Below are 18744 nucleotides of genomic sequence, written 5' to 3' on the forward strand. Positions count from 1 at the left end.
TGCCTTGCCGACCAACTTCAGCGTGGTCGACACCGTCGAACTGCCTTTGGACACGTCCTTGTCTTTGTCATCCTTCACCGAGATGAGGGTTGGGGTAACAGACTGGACGATGGTCACATTCCAGGGATCGGAAGCTGGGTTGCTGCCGTACAAACCATGCGCCTTCAGGGCGTAGGCTTTCACGGTCAGGCCGGTTAGCGTGGTGTGCCAGTCGCCGTTAGCATTGGCGGTCGCTTCTCCCAGCTTGTTAGTCCCATTGCGGATTTCCAACTTCTGACTGGGCGACGCCTTGCCGACCAATTTCAGCGTGGTCGACACCGTCGAGCTGTCTTTGGAAACGTCCTTGTCTTTGTCATCTTTAACCGAGTCGATGGTCGGCTTGACCACTTCCGGTGACCTTGCCACTTTGAACGTCAGGGGTGCCGAGGCATGTGAAAGGACGGTCACTCGAGCATTGGACATCGTTGGTGCCTCAGGGAATTCAGCAGAATTGTCTGCAGGCTAAGCCGATTGATGCGCAGGCGAAACTGACAGAAATGCCAGGTATCGCGAGACTCGTCTTGAGCCCGGACGGTCGCACGGGCTGAGCAGAATGGGGCGCCGTTGACTGCCACTACCACCTGACCAGCCGCTCGCCCTTGACTGCCTGCGGCCCCAGCCATTGCGCACCACGCAGCAACGGCGTCAGCGCGGCTTCTGGCTGAACCTCGAAACCGAGCCGCGCGCGGCGAGCGAGCAGGTCAGCATCCAGATTGAGCTGGTGTTGCCCCTGCAAGGCCAATGCACCCTGCAAGCGCCAGTCACCCGCGCAGCGCATTTCTAGCCAGCCTTGCCCCAAGCCCAGCGACCAGGGCGTTACCAGCGCGAGATCGCTGACCTGCAAACGCCCCTCGCTACCGGCGCACTGTCGCCAGACGCCATTGACCCTGACATGCCCCTGCCATTGCCCCGGCAGGCGATAAGCCACCGGCACGCTCGGCGCTGCCTCGAGCGCCTCGACCTCTGCCCGCCAGCGCCAGGGCAAACCGCTCAGACGCGCCAGCCACGCCTGCCCCTGATAAGCCAAGCGGACCTCGGCCTGAAGGCGCCACGGCCGCCACTGCCAACTCAGCGGCCCGACATCACCCACCTGCTCGGCCTGCCCGTGCCAGAGGCTGCCGCTGACCACCCTGCCGGGCACCAACCAGCCAGCGGGCAACTCGACCAGCAGCGTGACAGCGCATACAAGCGCCGGCCACAGCAGCACGCGCGCCCTCATGGCCGAAACTGCAAGTCGAAGCGCAGCTGCTTGCCCGCCTGCTCCATGCCCCACTGCAGCGGCTGCACGCCCTCGGCCTGCAGCGCTTGCAGCCATGCCAGGAGCACCTTCTCGTCGGCGACTGAACCACGCACATGCCAGGCCTCGTCCTGCAGCTCGACCTGCAGCTCGATATGCCGAGCCTGAGCGGATTGGCGTAGGCGCTCCACGCTCAAGCCAGGGTTGCGCTCAAGGCTGACCGCAGTTTCGGCCAGCCCTCGCCATTGGCTCATCTGAGCCCAACGTGCCGTCGCCTCCCGCGCCAGGATGACGATCAGCAATAGCGCGATCAGGCCAAAGGCAAAGCGCATACGCAGGCGCGGCGATAACGCGCGGATCATGAACTGCTCCCCAGATCGAAGACCACGCCCTGTGCCTGCACCTGTACTGCAGCGCCGACCGCAGTGGCCATTTCATCCCACGGCGGCAGTGTGCCCTCGCCATCCAGGTGCAGGTGCCAACGCTGGCCATCGAAGCGCACCGCGCGCAGACGCCACTGCGGATGCGTGTGCAACCAGTCCTGCAACTGCTCTTGCAAACCGTCGAGCCGGCGCAGGCGCAAGGCCCGCTCGCCGTCGGCAGCACGCAGCTGCTTGAGTGCCTGAGCCGCCTGGCGCGGTGTGGCCTGCGGGCCGGTGACAGCCAGTACCTGCTCACGATACAGCTGGGCCTGACGCCATTGCTGGCTCAGCCACAGACCGCTCCAGACGGCAGCGAGCACCAGACAGACGACGATCAGGCGCTTGTGCTGACCCGTAACATTCAACGATTTACGCGGACGGCGCATTTCCCGCAGCCCGGGTACGGCATCGAGATGCGCAATTCGTTGCGGCCAGGGTCCATCGACCTGCGTAAATACCTGCGTATCCCACGGTGCAGGAGCACCAGCCAACCCTTGTGGCCAGGCCAGCCAGTGTTCGCTGCCCTCCCCGTCCACCCGCGCATACAAGGTCGATTGCTCCTGTCGCCACAGCCATCCACTGCCCCGCTCGAGCGTCGGCAAGAGCTGAAACTGCGACCAGCAACGCTCCACCTGCATGTCCCATTCCACGCACTGCGCCAGCCAGCCATCGAGCCGATGGCGTGCCACCACTACCAGCCGCAATTGCCCTGCCGCTCGACCGATGCAGGCACAGTCAACCTCATCGCTTGCTTGCAACAGGCGATCCTCCAACAGCAGCGGCCATTCCTCACGCTTGAGCCCGGGCGGCGCCGGCACCTGAAAATGGCTGCACGCCTCGCCCGGCACCACCAGGCCAACCCGAGCGTTCAGGCCCTGCGGCGGGCGGCCCTGCCCCTCGTCACAGAGCACGCCATTGTCCAGCAGGCACCAGTGCCAATGCCCATCCGCCACGGGCCGCACCAGCAACCAAGGCCGCGCTGGCGAGCGCCACCGCCATTCATGCTTCATGAAAGCCCCCAGGGCAGGACGAACGTGCAGACATAAGGTGCTCCATCACGCTGCAAATGCAGCCGCACACCCGCGCCAGGGTGTGCCGGCTGGTCGGAAGGCCAGGCCAGCCAGCGGCCGCCCTGGTAATAAACAACGCTCCAACTGCTGACCCGCGGCAACCGCTCGCGCACGACCCAATGCGGCATGCCGACGGCGTACAGGTCTGCCGAGCTTTCCAACAGCAACTGCTGCTCGCGCGGATCGAAGCGCAGGCGCTGGCGTTGTAGGCGTGAACCGCCCTCGGCCTGCGGCCAGGCGGCGGCAGCCACCCAGAGCAACTGCTGCGCCTGTGGCTGCCAGTCGAGCCAGCGCACGGCCAACGGCAAGCGCTGCTCGTAGAGACGGCGCAGCACCGGGCTGTCGAAACGCCGCTCCAGCGCCAGGCAAAATTCGAGTACACTGCTTTCGCTGCTGGTGCTGTCGAGGCGTTCGCGAACCTTGAGCCAGCCATTGACCAGCGCGGCGAGCATGATGCCGAGCACTGCGGTCAGGGCCAGCGCGACCATCAGCTCGACCAGGGTCAGGCCGGCCTGCTGGCGTTTCATGGCCGCTCCAGAAACACGCTGTACAAACCCAGCGGCAGGCGCTGCTCGCGGTCAGCGAACAGTTGCAGTTCGCCACGGCGCAGGTCGCGCACACCGGTGCTGCGTAGTTGCAGGCGCCAATGGCAGGTCTGCGCGCCCTGCTGCAGTTCGCCGCTGCCTTGATTGGCCGCAGGCCAGTATTGCTCGACGACAAAACGTGCCTGCAGCTCGCGCGCGCAGAGCAGGCCGAGGCGGTGCTGCTGGACTGTTTCCTGCACAGCGAGGCGCTGGCGCAGGACCTGACTGGCGATCACCGCCAGCACCGAGGCGATGGCCAGCGCGACCACCACTTCCAGCAAGGTGAAGCCGCACTGCCGCGACTTCATGGCGCAGCCTGGGTCAGCAGTTGGCCGTCGCGACCCCACTGCCAGCGCTGGCTGCCTTGCGGCCACTGCCACAGCAGCGAACCCGGCCGCGCCCAGCCCTCGGGAGTGAACAGCAATTGCGGCGTAGCACTGGCGGACCAGTCCGGGCGCAGCGTCTTCGGCCACTGGCCGAGGCGCACCGGTTCGACCACCCAGGCGTCGCCCTCGCGGCGGACAAACTCCGGCTGCTGGCCGTTCCAGCGCAGCCCGCGCAGTTGCCCGGCATGGCGCGCCAGCGCGGCTTGCTCGCGGGTCTGTGCAGCCAGTCGGTCGAGCGCCTGGCTGACGGTGCTGTTGCCGCTGTCGAGCCAGGCCACGCTGAGGCCGCTCATCAAGCCGGCAATCGCCAGCACCACGAGCAACTCGATCAGGCTGAAGCCACGCTGGGCGAGCATCGGTCACAGCGCCCAGTTGCCCAGGTCGGCATCCAGGTCTTCGCCGCCCGCTACGCCATCGGCACCGAGCGAATACACGTCGACCCGACCATGCTCGCCGGGCATGCGGTATTGGTACGGAGTGCCCCACGGGTCTTCTGGCAAGCGGCGGATATAACCGTCGCTGCGCCAGGCCCGCGGGACGGGTTCGGCGACCGGTTTTGTAACCAGCGCCGCCAGGCCCTGCTCGTTGCTGGGAAAGCGCAGGTTGTCGAGCCGGTACATGTCCAGCGCCTGCTCGAGCGTTGCCAGGTCGGCCATGACCTTCTGGCGCATGGCCTTGTCCTGATTGCCCAGCACGCTCGGTGCGACCACGGCGATGAGCAGGCCGATGATGAAAATCACCACCATGATTTCCATCAGGGTGAAGCCTTGTTGGCGCTTACGTCGATGCTGCATTGGCGGTTCTCCTTGTCACAGTTGCAGGCCTTGGTTGAGTTGCATGATCGGCAGCAACACCGCCAGCACGATGAACAGCACCACGCCGCCCATCACCAGAATCATCAAAGGTTCAAACAGCGCCATCGCGGTATCGACCTGACGGGCAAAGCCGCGCTCCTGGTCGTCGGCCACGCGCTCGAGCATGTCGGCCAGGGTGCCGCTGGCCTCGCCGCTGCCGACCATGTTCACCAGCAGTGGCGGAAATTGTTGGCTGGCGTCCAATGCCCGGTGCAGGCTGGTGCCGCCCTCGACCTGCTGGCGGACCTGTTCCATGGCCTGGCGGATGCGCCGGTTGCCTACCGTTTCGGTGGCCACCTGCAGCGCTTCGAGCAGGGCCACTCCACTGCTGCTGAGGATCGCCAGGCTGCGCGCCAGCCGCGCGCTTTCCAGCACCTGCAGCAAGCCGCCGATGCGCGGCAGGCGCAGCAGCCATTGATCGCGGCGCAGGCACCACTGCGGCTTGCGCAGCAGCCAACTGCTGGCCACACCGGACACCAGCGCAACTGCCAGCAGCCACGGCCCGGCGCTGACCAGGCCCTGGCTGAGGCCAATCAGGATCGAGGTCACCAGCGGCAGGCTCTGCCCGGAATGGGCAAACTGTTCGGTGAGTTTGGGCACCACGAACGTCATCAAACCGATCACCACGGCCAGCGACACGCCCATCAGCACCGCTGGATAGATCAACGCCGTGCGCGCCTTGTGTTGTTGTCGCTGGACCTGTTCAAGGTGATCAGCCAGCCGCGTCAGCACCTGCGCCAGCCGCCCGGAACGCTCACCGGCCTCGACCAGCGCGCAGTACAGACCAGTGAACGGCGCGCCCTGCCGGGCCAAACTCCGGGCCAGCCCAAGGCCCTCGGCCAACGCCCCGCGCACACCGACCAGTACCGCTTGCAGCGCCGGCTGGCGCAACTGCCGCTCCAGCGTGGCGAGCGCATCGACCAGAGGGATACCGGCGCCAGTCAGGGTTGCCAGTTGGCGGGTCAGCTCGCACAGCTGCGCCCGGCTGAGGCGCTGGCGACGGGAGCGACCGGTCGCGTTGTCGTGGCGCTTGAGGTCTTTGGCGAACATCCCCTGCTCGCGCAACAACTGCCGCGCATGGCGCTCGCTATCGGCCTGCAAAGTGGCGCAATGGCGTTTGCCGGCAAGGTCGACGGCCTGATAGCGATAGGTCGGCATAGGCTAGCCCTGGACCACGCGCAGCACTTCGGCCAGGCTGGTCTGGCCGCGCTGCAGACAGTCACTGGCCATGCTCACCAGGCTGCGCCGACGGTTGGCCAGATAGGTGTGCATCGCCACTTCGCTTGCACCCTCGTAGAGCAAGGCAATCAGCCCAGCATCCAGCTCAACGAATTCGTACAGGCCCATCCGCCCGGCATAGCCGCTGCCCTGGCAGGCTTCGCAGCCGACCGCGTGAAAGGTCTCGCGCAGCGCGCGCAGTTCAGGGAACAGTTGTTTTTCTGCGGCCTGCAGCGGCTGCGCGACAGCACAGCTGCACAATTGCCGGACCAGCCGCTGGGCCAATACGCCGCGCAGGCACGAGGCAATCAGAAACGGCTCGATGCCCATGTCGCGCAGACGGGTAACGGCGCCCACAGCGCTGTTGGTATGCAAGGTCGACAGCACCAAATGGCCGGTGAGGCTGGCCTGCACGGCAATCTGTGCAGTCTCCTGGTCGCGGATTTCGCCGAGCATGATCACGTCCGGGTCCTGACGCAGAATCGCCCGCAGGCCGGCGGCAAAGGTCAGCCCGGCGCGTGGGTTGATCGCGGTCTGGCCAATGCCGGCGATGGCGTATTCGACCGGATCTTCCACGGTGAGGATATTGCGGCTGCCGTCGTTGAGGCTGTTGAGGCTGGCGTACAGGGTGGTGGTCTTGCCCGAGCCGGTCGGGCCGGTACTGAGGACAATGCCATTGGGCCGCGCCAGGCAATTGCGCAAGCCCTGCAACACGGCCGCGGGCATGCCCAGGTTGTCCAGCGCCAGCAGGCTGGCCTGCTTGTCGAGCACGCGCATCACCACCCGCTCACCGTGGATACCGGGTAAGGTCGAGACCCGCACATCGATCTCGCGGCCGGCTGCACGCAAGGTGATCCGGCCGTCCTGTGGCTGGCGTTTTTCGGCGATATCGAGGCGGGCCATGACCTTGATCCGCGACACCAGCATCGCCGACAGCGCACGCGGCGGGCGCAGGACTTCGCGCAGGTGGCCGTCGACGCGCAGGCGCACCACCAGGCTTTGCTCGAAGGTTTCGATGTGGATGTCCGATGCACGCAGGCGCATGGCCTGGCCGAACAAGCCGTTGATCAGGCGGATCACCGGCGCTTCGTCATCGCTTTCGAGCAGGTCTTCGATGCGTGGCATTTCGCTCATCAGGCTGTCGAGATCGACCTGCTCGCCGATGCCTTCGATCAACGCCTGGTTGGCCGCGCTGCCGGCCTGATAGAGCTGGCCGAGGCGTTGATCGAAGTCTGCTGCCGGCAAGTACTCGACCGCTGCCGGCTGGCCGTGCACGCGCAGTAGCTCCTGCAACTGCGCACTGTCAGCGTCGGCCCGCAGCCACAGCTGCCAACCTTCGGCGAGTGGCGCCAGGGCCAGGCCGGACTGGCGCGCCAGGCGATAGGGCAGCATCACCAGTTACCGCCTTCGAGCCGCGCGCGGCTGGCCGGGAACACCTGCAACAACTGCGAGCCTTCGGCCAATGCCGGCAATTGCAGCGGCGTGCTCTGCTGCAAGCTGCGGTACTTGTCCTGGCTCAGGCCAGCGAGGCTTGGACCGTCACGCAGGATGCGCGGGCGGATGAACACCATCAGGTTCTGCTTGGTATTGCGGCTGGCATCGGAGCGGAACAAGCGGCCCAGCACCGGGACATCACCCAGCAGCGGCACACGCTGGTTGCTGGTGCTCAATTCATCGCTGATCAGGCCACCGAGAATCACCAGGCCGTTGTCCTCGACCATGACCTTGGTCTTGATCTCGCGCTTGTTGGTGATGACGTCACTGGCGCTGCTGCTGTCGGCAATCGACGAAACTTCCTGGACGATATCCAGGCGCACACTGTTGTCGACGTTGACCTGCGGTTTGATCCGCAGCTTGACCCCGACCTCCTTGCGCTCGATGGTCTGGTACGGGTTGGCGTTGTTCTGGGTCACCGAGCCGGTCACGAACGGCACCTCCTGCCCGACCAGGATCGACGCCTCGGCGTTGTCCAGGGTCAACAGGGTTGGCGTCGACAGTAGGTTGAAGCCGCTCTTGCCCTTGAGTGCGTTGACCAGCATGGCGAAGTTGAAGCCACCGCCGAAGTTGCCGATGCCGGCAGTCACCCCGGTGGTGGACGACAGCAGCTTGCCCAGCGCACTGGTGTCGCCCTCGGCGGCAGCGCCGGCGATACCGGCGATGTTCACCCCGTTGTTGCCGAAATTGACTACGCCTGCGCCGAATTTCTCGTCGGCAAACAGCCACTGCACACCCAACTCTTGGGCTTGAATGTCGGAGACCTCGGCAATGATCGCCTCGACCACCACCTGCGCTCGGCGGATGTCCAGCTGCTCGACAATGTTGCGATAGGCCGCCAGCTCGCTGTCCGGGCCGACCATGACCACGGCGTTGGTGCCCTCCTCGTATTCCAGGCGAATGCCGGAGTCACTGGCCATGGCCACGGGCGCCTCTTTGCCCTCGCCCTGCCCTTCCGCCGGCACCGCGCCGGTCTGGCTGAGGCCGCGCAAGACCTTGACCACTTCGCTGGCATTGGCATGGCGCAGGTAGATCACCTGGGTGTTGCTGCTGTGCAGGTTGTCGCCGGGCCGATCCAGCTGCGCCAGCAAGGCGCGCACGCGCTCACGGCTGTCGGCGCTGCCGCGCACCAGCAAGGCATTGCTGCGCGGGTCGGCCACCACCTGGGCCCGGTCGGCGGCCTGTTCACTGGCCAGCAGCCGCGTGACCAACTGGGCGGTATCGGCAGCGCTGGCGTGCTGCAGTTTCATCACCTGCAGCGGCTCTTCGCTGACCTGGTCGAGTTCGCGCAGCAGGCTGTCGATGCGTTCGAGGTTGCGGCGCCAGTCGGTCACCACCAGCAAGTTGGCCGCAGGGTACGGCGTGATCACGCCCACCCGGGGATCGATCAACGGCTTGATGATGCCCAGCATCTGCTCGCTGCCCGCATTGCGCACATTGAACACACGGGTGGCGACACCATCGCTGCCGGTATTCTTGCTGGCGGCGTTTTCGACCGGCACCGGCTCGAGCCGCGCGGCTTGATCGGGGACGATCTTGACGCTGCCATTGGGCAGGTCGACGGCGGCGTAACCCTGCGCACGCAACTGGGCGAGGAAAATATCGTAGATGGCGTCGGCGTCATGCCGGTCGACGGTGCGCACGGTGACCTTGCCTTTGACTCGCGGGTCGACGATGAACGTGGTGCCGGTGATCCGCGACACGCTGTGGATGAACTCGACCAGGTCGGTGTCGACGAAATTCACTTCGTACATCGGCGTGCCGCCTTCGTCGAGCACCTCGGGCTCTTCGGCCCAGGCCAATGACAGGCTCAGGCTCAATGCAGCCGCTGCGCAGTATCTAGCAAACATCAACTCATCCTTGCCGCTTGAAGCCGGTCACGGCGGGCCGTGGCGGCCAGGGCAGGCGTTCGCGCCGCCCCTGGTTGTCGATAATCAGGCCTGCGCCATCGATGTCCTGCAGCACGATGCCCGGCGCCAGCCGCTGGCCGCGGCCCAAGGTGCGAATCTGCTCGCCGAAGCGCAGCACCACCACCGTCGCCGACAGCGGCTGAGCACGCAGCCCGCCGAGGTACTGCAACGGCAGCCGGGTCAGAGGGATCTCGCCAGTATCGAGCGGGGCCTGCCAGTGCCCCACCATCAGCCCGGGAATGGCCGCGTATTCAAGCTGCATCGCCGTGGCCGGTAGCGGCTGACGGCTGAGCTGCAACACACATTGCGCCGCCAGCCAGCCGGCGAAAGTCAACAGCAAAAAGGCGCCGAAGCGACTGCTCCAGCTCACGCCGCGGCCTGCCGTGGGTGCCAGCCAGGATGCCCCTGCACATAGCGCACCTCAGGCAACTGCAGCGGTGCCAGGCGCCAGTCGCTGGGCTGACGACGCAACCAGGCTTCGAGGGTTTGCCACAGCGGTTCACCGGCATCGGCGGCGAACTGCAGGCCGAAGGTGCGGCACTGGCCCTGCACCGTGGCAAAGTCAGCGATACGCTTGCCTTGCGGGCTGTAACTGACGCGCCAGGCCTGGCCTTGCCAGCGGGGTAGATCCTGGCTGTTGTCGAGCAGCAGTGGGTCGCCGAACAACTGCTCGGCGGCGTTTTCCAGCACTTGTTCAACCTGCCGCGCTGGCGCTTCGACCACGGGCGCCGGGTAGCCACCGGTAAGGCTTATCAGGTGCTCGCGGGTGATCATTTCACCGCCCGCCAACGGATAGTCGTAGCGCAGCCCCGGCAGCAACACCGGCATGGCGCTGCTGTCGGTCAATGCTTGATGGAGCAAAGCATCCCAACTGCCGCCGCGCGTATCGCGCCGCCACAGGGCTTGCGGCGCTCGCGCCAACGGTTGATCGAGCCAAGCGGCATGGCCGGCACGCTGTACACGCAGCACACTGCGCAGCTGTGCGGCGCGGTCCTGGGCGGCGGGCGTCAACTGCTGCTCGAAGGCCGGGAAGAACCGCGCCTGAAACTGCCATTGACCCGCCACCTGCTGGCAGCGCAAACGGAACGCGCCGCTGCCTCGGCAACCAGCGAACAGCACCGGTACCTGCCGGCCATTGGCCTGGCTGGCCAGCACGGGTGCCGGCCACAAGTCCTGGCCACGGGCGCACAGCAGCACGTCGATTTCAGCCACGCGCTCGGCCAGCCACAGGCCCGGGCCGGTGCCGACATCGGCCAGCGCGACGACCAGATCAGCCTCGCGCCGCGCCTGCTGGAATACCGCCTGCAGCGATTGGTACCACTGCTTCAGAGAGGCTTTTTGATCCTGCGCATAAGGGTCGGTCACGCCGACCACAGCAATTCGCACACCTGCGCGCTGGAACACCCGCAGGCTGTCGATGCCCAGCGCCTTGCTCTGCTCGGCAGACAGGCCGGCGCCCAGTGTCGCCGCCGCGGACTGCTGATACAGCGCGGCACAGCGCTGTGGCCACAGCACACGTTCATCGCTGCTGACGCGCACATCGCTGCCCAGTAGCTGGCTGCCCTGCACGCCGCTTTCGCCCTGGCTCAGGTAAGCCAGGCCGCTGCCATTCCAACCCTGGCCGTTCTCCAGGGTCAGGCAGTTGTCTGCTCCGGCTTCGCTGCGCAGCTGCTCGAGCAACGCGGCCAGCACCGGGTAACCACCCAGCTGTGCGCGGCTGCTCTGGCTGGCATCCAGCAAGGGCGCAAGCTCCGGGGATGCAGCACTGGCGCTAGCGCCGGTCATCCACGGCGCGCGGCCGAGGTGGCTGACCGGCCCCAGGCGCGTCGCCGGCACCACCGCCTGGCCGGGTTGGCGGGCATCCAGGGTGTCGGCCAGATACAGCAGGTCCAGCGGCGCGCCGCCGCTACGCTGGCCGGGCAGCGCCGAGCAGGCGCCGAGCAACGGCGTCAATGCCGCCACACCCATCCAGCTGATTACCTCGCGTCTGCCCACACTGCTAACCATCAGGCCCGCATCCTTTTCCGAGTTCACGTTGGGGTTCGGATATTGCGGCGCTCAGATGACAGTTTCATGGCAGATATCCGACAGTAATCGCCGATTGATCTGTAAAGAAGCACTGGTAAGAACTGCTAGTTTTAAGCAGACCTTAATATTTCTGCCAAGGAAACATCACACTTGAGCACTACAGTCGCGGTTTCCTCCAACTCAGCCACTATAAGGACACCCTGATGAGTCGAGACACCGGCGACAACCTGGACCGCAACCAAAGCGGCAACCTGCCGATGGCCAGCGTCATGGACACCTACCTGAGCCGTCGCACCGTGATGCGCGGCAGCCTTGGCGCCGCCATCGCAATGATCGCCGGCACCGGTCTGACAGGCTGTTTCGACAGTGGTGGCGGCTCCGACAATGACTCGCCGTCTACCCCGGAGCCGGTCAAACTCAAGCTCGGTTTCGACTCCATCGCTGGCTCGCGCACCGATGCCTGTGTCGTCGCTGCCGGCTACAGCGCCTACGTGCTGGCGCCCTGGGGCACACCGCTGAACAGCAACGCCAACCCGTGGAAGTCCGATGGCAGCAACACCTCCACCGACCAGGCCAACGCCATGGGCATGCACCACGACGGCATGCACTTCTTCCCTATCAACGGCAGCTCGGATGACGGCCTGCTGGCGATCAACTTCGAGTACATCGATGCCGCTGCGCTGCACCCGGCCGGCCCCACCACCGACGGCAGCGGCAAGCGCCCGGTGGAAGAAGCACGCAAGGAAATCAACGCTCACGGCGCCGGCGTGGTTCGCCTGAGCAAGGTCAGCGGGCGCTGGCAAGTGGTCGACAACGACCCGCTCAACCGCCGCTTCACCACGGTGTCGTTGATGGACATCGCCGGCCCGCTGCGCGGCAGCGAACACGTCAAGACCAAATTCTCCCCAGCCGGCACCCAGTGCCGCGGCACCAACAACAACTGCGGCAATGGCTACACGCCGTGGGGCACCTACCTGACCTGCGAAGAAAACTGGCCAGGTATCTTCGTCAATACCGCGACCCGCCCGGCGGATCAGGTGCGCATCGGCGTCAGCGCCACCCGTGGCCAGTACCGCTGGGAAACCTGTGCCGGTGATGCCAGCGAAGTGGACGATGAATTCGGCCGTTTCAACATTACCCCAAGCGGCGCCAGCGCCACCGACGACTACCGCAACGAAGCCAGCACCTACGGCTACATCGTAGAGATCGACCCGTACAACGCCAGCACCCTGGCAGTGAAGCGCACCGCGTTGGGCCGCTTCCGTCACGAGGGCTGCTGCCCGGGCCTGCCGGTCGCGGGCAAACCGCTGGTCTGGTACACCGGCGACGACTCCAACAACGAATACCTGTACAAGTTCGTCTCCGACGCGGTCTGGGACCCGGCGGACGCCACCCCGGCCGACCGCCTGGCGACCGGTGCCAAGTACATGGACCAGGGCAAGCTGTACGTGGCCCGCTTCAATGCCGACGGCAGCGGCAACTGGCTGCTGCTCGACGTCGCCACCGCCACCACCGGCGGCAGCACCCTGGGCGCGCTGTTCGGTGACCTGCCGGGGATCATCATCAATACCCGCGGCGCCGCCGACGCTGTTGGCGCAACGCCGATGGACCGACCCGAGTGGACCGCGGTACACCCGGTCAACGGTGACGTCTACCTGACCCTCACCAACAACAGCGCGCGCACCGCGGACAAGGTCGATGCCGCCAACCCACGCGGGCCGAACCGTCATGGCCACGTGATCCGCTGGCACGACAGCGACGACCAGTTGAGCTTCGCCTGGGACATCTTCGTGTTTGGCGCCAACGCTGCCGGCACTGCCGATATCAACCGCTCCGGGCTGACCGAGCTGAACCAGTTCGCCAGCCCTGATGGCATGAGTTTCGACAGCCGCGGCGTACTCTGGATCGAAACCGACAACGGCGAGTCGACCCTTACCGACTACACCAACGACCAGCTGCTGGCGGTGATCCCGACCGATCTGGTCGATGCTGCTGGCAAGCAGATCCCGGTGAACGCGCAGAACCAGTCGGCCCTGCGCCGTTTCTTCGTCGGCCCGAACGGCTGCGAAGTGACCGGGATTGCCTTTGCCCCAGACAACAAGTCGATGTTCGTCAACATCCAGCATCCGGACAACTGGCCGTACAACGACGTTGCTACCGACGCCACTCCGGCAGGTGCCACGGTGCGCCCGCGGGCTTCCACGGTAGTCATTCAGCGTAATGATGGCGGCGAGATCGGCACTGCCTGATTGCGCTTGATCAACGCCCCGGTTGCAGCGCCATCCTGGCACTGCAACCGGGGCGTTCTCGTCTGTGGGCTCACAATAATGGTTCGCGCGCCCTGACGCGCACCTGCTGCGCCGGCACCCGCGCATGCCACTGCACCACACCCAGAGCCTCGATCTGCAACTGACTGCGCAAGCTCAGCCCCTCTTCCTCGAACGACAGCTGCAACAGGTAATGGCCGCTGTTGAGCAGCAAGCCCTCACTCAAGCGCTCGAATGTTTCGTCATCGACAGCGCCCAGCGCCTGGCGCAGATCCGCTGCATCGGCATAACCGGTCGCAGGCCGGCCACTGACAATGCGGCTGAGCAGTGACCGCGGATATTTGCCTTCGTACAACGCATCGAGCAGCTCCAGGTGTTCCAGGCCCAAGGCATTGGCGTTCAAGCGCCAGCCGCTGGTCTGCGCGATCGCACACAACATCGGATAGCGGCGCTGGCGGGTCGCGTCCGGCTCCAGCAGAAGGTTCAGTTCGCTGCTGTCGAGCATCGGCTGATTGGCCGCCAGCCGCGGTGGCTGCTGGCGCAGATACTGGACACTTTCGGCGCCTTGCAGGCGGGCGTCGCTGTCACTGTCGAGCCAGTCCGCCAGGCCGTGCACCAGCCGTTCAGCCGCCATGTTGTCGCCCAGCAGGTAGCGCAGCTGGCGCTCGGCGCGCTCGGCATCGTTGCCCAGCAGAGCATTGACGTTGAAACAGGTGTGCTGATCGCGCACCCGCAACTGCGCCGTGCCGCCGGCGAAATCGTAATTCAGTGGCTGCCCGCGCAGGGCCTGCCAGAACAGCGGGCTGAGCCGCCAGGCCGGATCGCGCAGGGCTTGCCTGGCATAGGCCAGGCCGGCCTGCTGCATCGCCCGTGCATGCACCCGCTGCTGCAGCAGGCGCACTTCATCGACCTGGCGACGGCCACCCTCGACCAGCCAGGTCAAGCCCGCAGCCAGCATCGCCAGCGCCACCATGACCATCAACAGTGCCGCGCCCTGCTGTTGCCTACCGCCCATTGCCGCCTGCCTTTTCATCACCGAAAGCCGCCAGTCAACACCGTGCGTGTTGCAGGCAGATGGCAACTGCTCGACCGTCATCCAGGCGTCATCTGGGACAGGCAGGATTACCTGAGGTCAGTCAAGCCGACTGGGGCCGCTACGCGCCCCTTCGCGGCGGTCCGGCGTTCCGGTAAACCCGCTCCCACAGATTGAGGCGGCGCCGCATATCCCTGTGGGAGCGGGCTTGCCCGCGAAGGGCTGCAAGGCAGCCCCAATTACCCTAACTGGCCGGCATACACAGGATTGCCCTCTTTTTTTGGTCTTACAGGAATGCGCTGACATGGGTGGTATTGGAATCTGGCAACTGGTGATCGTGCTGTTGATCGTGTTTCTGCTGTTTGGCACCAAGCGCCTCAAGGGCCTGGGCAGCGATGTTGGCGAGGCGATTCAGGGCTTTCGCAAATCCATGGGCGGCGATACCGATGCCAACAACGCTGGCAATGTTCAGGCCGAGCAGGCACCAACGCTGAACGGGCAGAGCGTGCCGCAGGCGCACACGGACCGTCAGGCCTGATGTTCGAGATCGGCTTCACCGAGCTGATGCTGGTCGGCATCGTCGCCCTGCTGGTGCTCGGCCCCGAGCGTCTGCCGGTGGCGGCGCGCGCGGTCGGCCGGGTGCTGGGCCAGGCCCGTCGCGCGATGCACACGCTGCGCACCCAGGTTGAACGCGAGATCGACCTGCCAACACTGGACAGCGCGCCGCTGCAACGCCTGGAACAGGACCTGCGCCAGGGTATCCGCCTCGACACGCAGCCGGCCAATGACGCCGCTGCGCCGGTCATCGCCAAGGAGAATGCATCATGAGCATCGCTGTGTCTGAGCAGCCTCGCATGCCGATCACCGAGCATCTGCGCGAACTGCGCAAACGCCTGCTGCGCGCGCTGCTGATGATCGGCCTGCTGTTCGCTGCGCTGTTTCCGTTTGCACAGACGTTGTACACGCTGATCTCCGAACCGCTGCGCAGATATTTGCCGGAAGGCACCAGCATGATTGCCACCAGCGTCACCTCGCCGTTTCTGACGCCGTTCAAGTTGACCGCGATGTGCGCGTTGTTCGTGGCCATGCCGTTGCTGCTGCATCAGGCCTGGGGCTTCATAGCGCCCGGCATGTACCAGCGCGAGCGGCGCATCGCCCTGCCACTGCTGCTGTCGAGCATCGTCCTGTTCTACAGCGGTATGGCCTTCGCATTCTTTTTGGTGTTTCCGATGATGTTCGGCTTTTTCGCCAGCGTGACGCCTGATGGCGTGGCGATGATGACCGACATCAGCCTGTACCTGGATTTCATCATGGCGCTGTTTCTGGCGTTTGGCCTGGCGTTCGAGATCCCGGTGGCGACCTTCATCGTGGTCTGGGCCGGTTTGACCGATGTGGCGACGCTGCGCAAGAGTCGGCCCTATGTGATTGTCGGCTGCTTTGTGGTGGGGATGATCCTGACGCCGCCGGATGTGTTTTCACAGACGATGCTGGCAGTGCCGATGTGGATCCTGTTTGAAGTCGGGCTGTTGACCTGCAGCTCGCTGCCCAAGGCACGCAGCCGCGACTGAGGCGCATGCAGCGGGACAGGTTGCCTGCTCCCAGTACCCGGCGAGGGCTCACATGCTGGCGGCTCATCCCTCGCCGAGTTCCCATCATGACTGCCCCCGCCGTGACCCTGCAGACCCGCTTCGCGCTGGACCTGCTGACCGATATCGCCGCGCCGCTCTCGGCGCAAGCCTTCTACCGGATGTTCGCACCGGTATTCGGCGATGACCTGCCCAAGGCAAGCTACCGCCAACTGCAACAGACCCTGCGCAGTGGCACCCTGAGTACCCCCGTGCACCGCGTCACTGCCCGCGTGCAAGGCAAGGCTAGCTACGACAATGCCACTCGCGTCATAGAGCTCCATCCACAGGTGATCAATGCTGCATTGCAGCGGCCAAACGCAGCGTGCGAGCTGGCGACCATTCTGTTGCATGAGTTCGGTCACCATCTGGACAACGTCTTGCGTCAGGACCTCGCCAACTGCGCCGACGACGGCTGTTTGACGGACGCTGAACACGAGGAAGGCGCACGCTTTGCCTACCTGTTCGGCTGCGTCGTTCCCGGTAGACGCGGCATGCATGAGGTTGCCCGAGTGCACCACGCAGGGCAGATCAGCTTGCTGCAGGTCTACCCGCCAATGCTGCGGCGCTTTATCCGCAACAGCCAGGGCCAGGCAGCGCAATTTTCCGACACCAGTCACGGCAGCCGCGAAGGTTTTTCCGCAGGCTCTGGCGATCATCGGCACCCTGAGCGCTCATGGGGCCACCAATCGATTGGCGAGGACCTGAAGCTCGCCGGCTTCACCGAAAAACAGCGCCAGGCCATCTACTTCGGCAACTGGCTGCGCGACTACTCACAAGTCATCGACCCCAAGCTGGTACGCGCTGCCGACGCGCCGAACGACTTCCCCGCCAAGCTCTCCAGAGAGGTCCTGACACAACTGGTCGACCTGCTCGCGCTGCGCCACTTTCCCGGCCTGCAAAGCACCCCGCAGGAGCGCGATCACTACCGGGTGACCCCGCAAATGCTCGGCGTGTACCGGCCAAGCGAACACATCGACAACCCCTGCAACCCAAACCCGAACGCGGCTGATCCGCGCAACATCGACAGCGATTTCGAAGCGCCGATCCGCGAGGATGACCCGCTGCTGCAGGTCGACCCGCAGACCTCGATGAAGCGCTACATCAGCACCTCGGTGGATTACATGTGCGCCCGCCTGAGCGCCGCCATGGTCATGGGGCCAAGTACCGAAGGCCTGCGCGAATTCGGCGCGGCCCTGCACGTGCTGGAGGACTACTTCGCCCACTCCAACTATGCCGAGCTGAGCCTGCGCAAGCAGGGCCATGCCGATGTCTTGACCTGGACCGCACAAGCGGATTGCAAGCACGGGTGGCCAATCGTCACCGGCATGTTCGCCGGCAGCGACGTAATCGCCAGCCTGGCCGAACCGATGGCCAAGGCGTTGTTCCCGACCTCGGCCGGCTTTGAAACCATCACCCCGGGGATGCGCAGCGACAGCGAGCTGGCCCTGCTGATCCTGTTGCAGGACCACCCTGATCCGAAATGGCAGGCGTACCTCAAGACCTCGCTGGAAGTGCGTGACACCCTGGCCGACATTCCCGGTTTCAATGGCGCGCGGCTGGTGTCGTGGATGTTCGGCTCACCGCTGCGCAGCGCGACCGACCTGACCAAGCTCGGCTATCAGGCCATTCTCAACCTGATCGGCAATTCAGTGGATGACGTGCAGACGCTGATCGGTGGCAACCCCATGCTGACCGGCTCGACCAACCCGACCCACTCTCAGCTCGCCAAGGACCATGACGTGCACCCGCTGCACACCCTGGCGACGCTGATGGCGCGGGTCGCGGTGCGCAATGTCGGCCTTGCCATGTTCAAACACTGGCAAGGCGGACGCTTGCTCGACCCGGTAAAGGTCGCGCGCAGCTACTTCTCTCACCCCAATGACAGCGACTGGCAGGAAGAACTGGTCAGCATCTGGGCCGGCGAGCATCCAGACAACATCAAGGACGCGAGCGATGCGGCCATCTTCGAGGCACTCCATCACGAGCATGCCCCAAGCGTTGACCAGAGCGCCTGGGAGCGCCTGAAAAAGCTCTTCGATTAACTGCCTGGACGCCTCCCCTGTAGGAGCGGCCTTGTGTCGCGAAAGGCGCGCGCAGCGGGCCCGGCGATTCTGCGGTGCTGCACAAATTTTGGGGCCGCTGCGCAGCCCTTTCGCGACACAAGGCCGCTCTTACAGGGATCGTGGCAAACCCGGCTGCAGTGAATGGAAAAGCCCTGGCAGTTGCCTGCCAGGGCTTTTCATTGGTACGACAACGACAGCTCAGAAGTCAGTCAATGGCCAAACCTCATAAGCAGGCGTCTCATACGGGTGGCTGAGCTTCAGGGCAGTGACAACCTGCTGAATCAGCTCGTCGGCCACCACCAGCTCGACCTTCCACTCGTCGACCAGCTCGACCTCGCCAGCCCGCCCGAGAAACGGCTGGCTGCCGTGCATCGGGCGGAACTGGCCTTGGCCGAGGGTCTGCCAGGCGCAGTGCTCATAGCCACCGATGCGACCGCCACCGGCGGCAAACACGGCGGCCTTGACCACCTCGACATGGCTGGCCGGGACGAAGAAGGCGAGCTTGTACACC

Annotated in this window: 20 protein-coding genes; 5 read left to right on the forward strand and 15 right to left on the reverse strand. The window is 65.2% G+C overall.

Translation table 11 applies throughout. The features are described from left to right. The 13 genes from ACQZ2L_RS18295 to ACQZ2L_RS18355 form a co-directional block, all read right to left on the reverse strand. A partial coding sequence (locus tag ACQZ2L_RS18295) for a hypothetical protein (RefSeq protein WP_430327260.1) occupies positions 1 to 462 on the reverse strand: 462 nt, incomplete at its 3' end. A 151-nt stretch (positions 463 to 613) separates the two neighbouring features. Continuing rightward, a complete protein-coding gene (locus tag ACQZ2L_RS18300; RefSeq protein WP_430327261.1) occupies positions 614 to 1258 on the reverse strand; it encodes a hypothetical protein in 645 nt (214 codons plus the stop codon). Beyond that, a complete protein-coding gene (gene gspM / locus ACQZ2L_RS18305) occupies positions 1255 to 1638 on the reverse strand; it encodes a type II secretion system protein GspM (RefSeq protein WP_430327262.1) in 384 nt (127 codons plus the stop codon). Before gspM ends, ACQZ2L_RS18300 begins: the two co-directional genes overlap by 4 nt. After that, positions 1635 to 2708: a GspL/Epsl periplasmic domain-containing protein gene (locus ACQZ2L_RS18310; RefSeq protein WP_430327263.1), complete on the reverse strand. Its 1074-nt coding sequence runs from the start codon at positions 2706 to 2708 to the stop codon at positions 1635 to 1637. Before ACQZ2L_RS18310 ends, gspM begins: the two co-directional genes overlap by 4 nt. Beyond that, positions 2705 to 3295 (reverse strand): type II secretion system protein, encoded by a 591-nt coding sequence (locus ACQZ2L_RS18315; protein WP_430327264.1) that lies wholly within the window; start codon positions 3293 to 3295, stop codon positions 2705 to 2707. Before ACQZ2L_RS18315 ends, ACQZ2L_RS18310 begins: the two co-directional genes overlap by 4 nt. Next, entirely contained in the window at positions 3292 to 3660 is a 369-nt protein-coding gene (locus ACQZ2L_RS18320; RefSeq protein WP_430327265.1) for a type II secretion system protein, read from the reverse strand. Before ACQZ2L_RS18320 ends, ACQZ2L_RS18315 begins: the two co-directional genes overlap by 4 nt. Next, the gene (gene gspH / locus ACQZ2L_RS18325) at positions 3657 to 4094 is read right to left on the reverse strand and encodes a type II secretion system minor pseudopilin GspH (RefSeq protein ID WP_430327266.1); all 438 of its coding nucleotides are present in this window, start codon (positions 4092 to 4094) and stop codon (positions 3657 to 3659) included. The genes ACQZ2L_RS18320 and gspH overlap by 4 nt, the downstream gene beginning before the upstream one ends. Before the next feature lie 3 nt (positions 4095 to 4097). After that, the gene (gspG, locus tag ACQZ2L_RS18330) at positions 4098 to 4532 is read right to left on the reverse strand and encodes a type II secretion system major pseudopilin GspG (protein WP_259075641.1); all 435 of its coding nucleotides are present in this window, start codon (positions 4530 to 4532) and stop codon (positions 4098 to 4100) included. Between the two features lie 15 nt (positions 4533 to 4547). Further along, positions 4548 to 5750 (reverse strand): type II secretion system inner membrane protein GspF, encoded by a 1203-nt coding sequence (gene gspF / locus ACQZ2L_RS18335; RefSeq protein ID WP_430327267.1) that lies wholly within the window; start codon positions 5748 to 5750, stop codon positions 4548 to 4550. Between the two features lie 3 nt (positions 5751 to 5753). Continuing rightward, positions 5754 to 7202, reverse strand: coding sequence for a GspE/PulE family protein (locus ACQZ2L_RS18340; RefSeq protein WP_430327376.1), 1449 nt, complete (start codon positions 7200 to 7202; stop codon positions 5754 to 5756). Continuing rightward, entirely contained in the window at positions 7202 to 9154 is a 1953-nt protein-coding gene (gspD, locus tag ACQZ2L_RS18345) for a type II secretion system secretin GspD (protein WP_430327268.1), read from the reverse strand. The genes ACQZ2L_RS18340 and gspD overlap by 1 nt, the downstream gene beginning before the upstream one ends. Before the next feature lie 4 nt (positions 9155 to 9158). Beyond that, the gene (locus tag ACQZ2L_RS18350) at positions 9159 to 9584 is read right to left on the reverse strand and encodes a pilus assembly protein PilZ (RefSeq protein WP_430327269.1); all 426 of its coding nucleotides are present in this window, start codon (positions 9582 to 9584) and stop codon (positions 9159 to 9161) included. Then, positions 9581 to 11221 (reverse strand): lipoprotein UxpA, encoded by a 1641-nt coding sequence (locus tag ACQZ2L_RS18355; protein WP_430327270.1) that lies wholly within the window; start codon positions 11219 to 11221, stop codon positions 9581 to 9583. Before ACQZ2L_RS18355 ends, ACQZ2L_RS18350 begins: the two co-directional genes overlap by 4 nt. Before the next feature lie 224 nt (positions 11222 to 11445). On the opposite strand from ACQZ2L_RS18355, the gene ACQZ2L_RS18360 reads away from it, so the two are divergent. Beyond that, positions 11446 to 13491 (forward strand): PhoX family protein, encoded by a 2046-nt coding sequence (locus ACQZ2L_RS18360; protein WP_430327271.1) that lies wholly within the window; start codon positions 11446 to 11448, stop codon positions 13489 to 13491. Between the two features lie 70 nt (positions 13492 to 13561). Here ACQZ2L_RS18360 and gspK read toward each other — a convergent pair whose 3' ends face one another. Continuing rightward, entirely contained in the window at positions 13562 to 14524 is a 963-nt protein-coding gene (gene gspK, locus ACQZ2L_RS18365; RefSeq protein WP_430327272.1) for a type II secretion system minor pseudopilin GspK, read from the reverse strand. Between the two features lie 322 nt (positions 14525 to 14846). Between gspK and tatA the strand changes: the two genes are divergently transcribed. The 4 genes from tatA (at position 14847) to ACQZ2L_RS18385 (ending at position 18212) form a co-directional block, all read left to right on the forward strand. Next, complete coding sequence (gene tatA, locus ACQZ2L_RS18370; protein WP_430327273.1) at positions 14847 to 15080, forward strand: twin-arginine translocase TatA/TatE family subunit; 234 nt, start codon at positions 14847 to 14849, stop codon at positions 15078 to 15080. After that, the gene (tatB, locus tag ACQZ2L_RS18375; protein WP_430327274.1) at positions 15080 to 15370 is read left to right on the forward strand and encodes a Sec-independent protein translocase protein TatB; all 291 of its coding nucleotides are present in this window, start codon (positions 15080 to 15082) and stop codon (positions 15368 to 15370) included. Before tatA ends, tatB begins: the two co-directional genes overlap by 1 nt. Next, the gene (gene tatC, locus ACQZ2L_RS18380) at positions 15367 to 16110 is read left to right on the forward strand and encodes a twin-arginine translocase subunit TatC (protein ID WP_430327275.1); all 744 of its coding nucleotides are present in this window, start codon (positions 15367 to 15369) and stop codon (positions 16108 to 16110) included. Before tatB ends, tatC begins: the two co-directional genes overlap by 4 nt. An 86-nt stretch (positions 16111 to 16196) precedes the next feature. Further along, positions 16197 to 18212, forward strand: a complete 2016-nt coding sequence (locus tag ACQZ2L_RS18385; protein WP_430327276.1) for an HET-C-related protein — start codon at positions 16197 to 16199, stop codon at positions 18210 to 18212. Between the two features lie 219 nt (positions 18213 to 18431). Here the strand turns inward: ACQZ2L_RS18385 and ACQZ2L_RS18390 are convergent, their stop codons facing one another. Further along, the gene (locus tag ACQZ2L_RS18390) at positions 18432 to 18743 is read right to left on the reverse strand and encodes an NGG1p interacting factor NIF3 (protein WP_430327277.1); all 312 of its coding nucleotides are present in this window, start codon (positions 18741 to 18743) and stop codon (positions 18432 to 18434) included. Position 18744 lies beyond the last annotated feature (1 nt).

It is taken from the genome of Pseudomonas shirazensis (assembly GCF_050496565.1).
In the GTDB taxonomy this organism is placed as follows: Bacteria; Pseudomonadota; Gammaproteobacteria; order Pseudomonadales; family Pseudomonadaceae; genus Aquipseudomonas; species Aquipseudomonas shirazensis_A.